This window comes from Pedobacter sp. GW460-11-11-14-TSB4, assembly GCF_059423705.1.
On the sequence record NZ_JBWKYI010000061.1, the window covers coordinates 1 to 5,145 of the forward strand.

The following is a 5,145-nucleotide window of genomic DNA, read 5'->3' on the forward strand; positions in this document are numbered from 1 at the left end:
AATAAGAGAAGGTGTAGATCGTTTCTTTAATACCGTTCAGGGTATTTACGATAACAACTTATATACCACTAAATACAGGTTTTCGACCAACTCATCTTTATTGGGTGCGGTTAATTATGGTACCAACAGGTTAAACTTAAATTTAAATGCCTTTTATTTAAAAGGAACTGAAACCATGATACAGGATCAATTGGGTTATACCAATGGCCAGGCTACTGCCAATAACTCGTTTATCCGCTTAAACCAATTGCAAAAAACTGATTTTTTTACCGGACAGGTATTTGCGAATTATAAAATAACGGAAGATGATAGACATAGCGTAAGGGCAGGAGCTTCTTATTCAAAAACAGGCTACGAACTTCCTGACAGAAAATCGTTTAAAGGAGCGAAGCTTGATAACAATACCACATCAATCAGTTATACTGGTAATAGTATCACCAGACAGTATATGGATTTTAATGGCGATTTCTTCGGATCTGGTTTATTGGAATACAATTGGAAGTTTGGAAATAGCGATTTAGCAAAAGCGAATAAATTTACGGTAGGTTACAATGGCTCTTTCAATAAAATAGAATCTAATTTCAGGTTTTTGGTTTCACAAAACCTGGCCTCTAACAATGCTACTTTTAATACCAATCAACCTGATGCTACCTTGGCCGGGCAGATTGCCAACGGTGGTTTTACTTATAATGAAGGTACAGGTGCAACTTATCTTGCCCGCATGCAGGAAAGTGTTAACGCCGGTTATGCCGATTTATCTCTTGTAGTAGGTGATAAAATTAACATCAATGGTGGGTTAAGGGTCGAGCAATCGCAACGGGTTACAAGATTCAGAAATCCAGGAACTATTGACGATCCTTTTGTAAGGGTCACAAAAAACAATACAGATGTTTTGCCAGCTGTAAACTTTAAATATTCGGTTAGCGAGAAAACCAACTTAAGGCTATCACTTTCAAAAACCTTAACCAAACCGGTTATTATGGAGGCTTTCCCGTTAGAGTTCGTAAATCCTGATGGAACTATCGAAAATGGTAATGCTAATGTGATTAATAGTCAAAACTATAATTTAGACGTGAAATATGAGTTTTTCCCTTCTAATACCGAAATGTTTGCCATAACCGGATTTGCCAAATATTTGAAAAATCCTATTGAACGTTTGTTTACACCAACAGCTGGAAGCGGTGGTTTAGCCATTACTTATGATAACTCTAAAAAAGCAATTTTATATGGTGCGGAATTAGAATTTTTATTGCAACTCTCAAGATTCAGCGAATCACTTTCTAATTTCTCAGTTGGTTTCAATACCTCGTTGATGTATACGAAAACAACCATCGATAAAGTAAAAAACAGTGCAGAAACTGCTGCCATCGGTAATGATAATACCCGTAAGTTACAGGGTGCTTCACCGTGGTTAATCAATGCCGATATCAAACACGAAAGTAATTTCAGTAAAAACTGGAAAAGTACCATTACACTGGCCTACAACATTTATGGCGAACGTATTTACGCGGTAGGTACCAATGGTTTAGATAACTATTACGAAAAACCTTTTGGAAAACTGGATTTGATCTGGAGCAACAAGATTTCGGGCAAGTGGGATTTAAAGTTTGGCGTAGAGAATATCTTAAACCCAACTTATAAAGTTGATTTAGGCGGAAATAGTTTAGTGAAAATATACGAGAACGACCTTACCGTTAAAGATTATAAAAGAGGTGTTGGCGTATCGTTAGGCCTTGGTTACACATTCTAATTTGACATTACGATTTATTAACCTTCGGTTTACGTAATGTTAAACATGGGTTAATGTATTCAAAACATAGGAAAACTAAATTTACACATCAAAGGAAAATTAAAAAAGATTAAAAATGAAAAAATTACTTTATGCAATTGCTGTGTCAGCTACAATTTTTACGGGCTGTTCAAAAGACGAAGATGACGAGATCCCTACAAAAGTTCCGGTAGTAGGCGAAATCACAGGCGATATTACAGCTAACAGAACATTGGCTTTTGGTAATTATACGTTAAAAGGTATTGTTAAAATTCAATCAGGTGTTACTTTAACTATCGAGGCGGGTTCTACTTTTACTGCTGATAAATCTGATGGTGATGATGGTTTAGTAGTATTAAACGGTGGTAAGTTAATTGCCAACGGTACTGCCGATAACCCAATTGTATTAACAGAAAAATCAAAAGTTGGTGGTTCTTGGAATGGCATTATCATGTATGGTGATGCGCCGATTGTAAACTCATCGACTGCTCCTGCTCCTCAAACTTCAAACTCTGAGGATGGTTTATTATTGCCATACGGTGGTACTAATGCTGCCCATAATGGTGGTTCATTAAAATATGTAAGAGTAGAATATGCAGGCCGTGTAATTACAACCAACTCTAAAGAACAAAATGGTTTCTCATTCTATTCTGTAGGTAGTGGAACAGTATTAGAAAACCTGGTTTCTTACAAAGGAAATGATGATGGTTTCGAATTTTATGGTGGTACCGTAAGTGCTAAAAACTTAATCTCTTATGGTAATGCTGATGATTCTTTCGATTGGCAGGATGGCTGGAGAGGCCAGGATAATACCAACTGGTATGCTTATCAAACCGGTGTGGGCAACTATGGTATGGAAGTAGAATCAAAAGGTGTAGACAATGCATTTTTTCCAAAAGTAACCAACATTACGTTAAAAAGAGCTGCTGGTACTACAACTGAAGCACAAAGTGAAATCCAGTTAGATGCTTTCCAGTTTAAAGCAGAAGGTAATGGTGATTATAGCAATATCGTAATTGATGGTTATGCTAGCCAAACAACGCCTACTGCATTTAATGGTGGTGCTGTACAAATCCGCGATTTAGTTACATTTGACCACCAGGTATTAACGGGTAAGATCAAATTAACTAATGTTAAGGTTACCAATACACCAAACTTGTTTATTAACGGAGTGTCTACCATAAACGTTACCGCGGCTAGTTTTGGTACAAACTGGACCACTTCAACTACTGCAACTGGTGCTACTTTAGTTAAAGGTAAATGGTCAACCGTTGATGGTGTAGATTTATTAGCTAACCTATAAGCATAAACTTTTTCCTGTATAACAGGATATAGATAGGGTATTCATCATATGATGGATACCCTTTTTTGGTAATAATGGTTTTAAATTAGAATCTAATTATATTAATGCATAATTGATAACTTAATAAGTCTTTAACTATTTATTAATGAGACAACGGTATTTTTAGTTATGAAAAACGTCTATTTAACATCTCTTAAAATCGTAATGGTTGCGGCTTTAATTGCTATGGCATTCTGTGGCTGTAAAAAAGATACAACTCTGGTATCTGAACCTAAGAAATTGAAAATTAGTAATAAACTTGCAAGTATTCCCACCCATGTCTTTGATTGGGAAACTGCTGATTATATGCCTACACCAGCAGGTTCACCACCTATCTTGGTGCCTTGGGCATCAGGGAGTAATCAATTATTCCCAAATGAAATTGCTTTTGATTATAAAAAGGCAGATGGCTGGAATCTGATTTACAATACGTTTAGTCCTACTCAATTAACATCTCCCAATTTTTTTGCACTTTACAATAAATATAGAGGATTAATACGCTTTTATCTGTATTTACCTCCTGGAAGCCCATACGCATCTTCATACTTTAGTGATGGATTAGGCATATCTGGCGGATATCCGTCTTCAATAATGAATTTTTCTAAAGAGATTATCGATCCTGAAAATGTACCACAATCAGTAACAAAGATTCAAAATTATCAGATATTATCAACTGGTGCATGGTATGCTTGTCAATACGAGCTAGCTTATGATCCCTATATTGCAAACACCAGTCAAGAGAATTTAAACTTTGTTTGGAATGTATCTTCAACTAATTTGTCTCAAGTTGCACTTAATGGAACGTCAAGTGGAACTTTAACAGGTACTGTTGGTACCGCAAGCTCTGGAGGCTTTAATCTAGGTAGTTTATTAGGGAATCTAGGGAATACTGCTATTCTTGTAGCTGGTTTTAAGGGGATACAAGCACTAAATCTGCCTAAATCAAAAGTCTTTGGAACAGATGTAACAAAGTCTATAGAGGATGGTGTTAAAGGTGGTTTAAGTGGTGCGGTTAAAGGTTTTTTTAGTGCCATATTGGGGGGAGCTGCCACCAGCCCTCAGGTAGTTGATCTAAAATTAAAAGTAGAAACTAATTTGACTGGCTCAATAACAAATAATAGCGGTATCTTAAGTACTACTTTAGCAATGCCGGGATCGGCGAATGCTAATTCCGTTGGATATATTCCGAGTTATAATAAGATTTTAGGTGTTTTTGATTTTTCAGTAGCCCCAATTCTGTTCGTAGCGAATCAGAAAGTGTTAATCTACGAAGCTCCTGGTGCAGAGACAAAATATATCGACGATTATAGTGTAGTTTATCATCATGGCCTCCTTAATGATTTTAGACCAATAACCAATCCAGAGGTTACAAATGATGGAACAACAGTTAAAGTTACCAGAATTGATGTACTTGTACCTTATAGGCAAAAATATGCAAGTTATGGCCGTCCTTCTGAAAAAACAACCATAGAGAGGTATTTGGATAGGAATGATCCAAATTATCCAATGCCCGAAAGTTATGGGAAAGAAATCGTTGGAGAAGAAATTTATGCTTATGGTAGCAGCTCGAATGTTGCGAATGCTAAGAATATTTTCTTTAAGGTTCAGCATCGTCAGGATTATAGTATCGGAACAGGTTACTATAATGCCACCAATCTTGATGGTATTCGCATACGTTATACGATATTGATAACGCCTGGTAATGGCTCTAAGCCTATTACAATTATAAAAACAGTAAAGCCTACGCTAGAATTTACATAGGATTTCTAATTTATAAGAGCATATTTGAATTGCAGCTATTTACAAATGATCAGGAGCCCTATCAGATGAGTTATAAAACTGTTGAAACTGGATTTACTATCAATGGGATGGCACCGGTATTAATAGGATTAGTTATTATTACGAATTTCCTGATCCAATATTAATGAGATTGGTTGGTTTCAGTACACCTGACAGCTATCAATTACAGCCTACAGTTTCTGATGGCAAGTATACACACTGGTAACGGCGGTAAAAAATATTATTGTACATTAAC

The 5,145-nt window shown here is 36.2% G+C and carries 3 protein-coding genes; all 3 read left to right on the top strand.

Going from position 1 to position 5,145, the window contains the following annotated elements; all coding sequences use genetic code 11:
- A partial coding sequence (locus AC07YT_RS24960) for a TonB-dependent receptor domain-containing protein (RefSeq protein ID WP_494945580.1) occupies positions 1–1,750 on the top strand: 1,750 nt, incomplete at its 5' end.
- 115 nt (positions 1,751–1,865) lie between these two features.
- Positions 1,866–3,071 carry a beta-helix domain-containing protein gene (locus AC07YT_RS24965; RefSeq protein ID WP_086545140.1) on the top strand — a complete coding sequence of 402 codons (1,206 nt, stop codon included), beginning with the start codon at positions 1,866–1,868 and terminating at the stop codon, positions 3,069–3,071.
- 168 nt (positions 3,072–3,239) lie between these two features.
- On the top strand, positions 3,240–4,871 hold the full coding sequence (locus AC07YT_RS24970) for a hypothetical protein (RefSeq protein ID WP_145954202.1): 1,632 nt from the start codon (positions 3,240–3,242) through the stop codon (positions 4,869–4,871).
- Positions 4,872–5,145: the final 274 nt, after the last annotated feature.

Excerpts from the sequence above, each read along its gene's own strand:
- AC07YT_RS24970 (WP_145954202.1), top strand. The coding sequence starts at position 3,240 with ATGAAAAACGTCTATTTAACATCTCTTAAAATCGTAATGGTTGCGGCT.
- AC07YT_RS24965 (WP_086545140.1), top strand. The coding sequence starts at position 1,866 with ATGAAAAAATTACTTTATGCAATTGCTGTGTCAGCTACAATTTTTACG.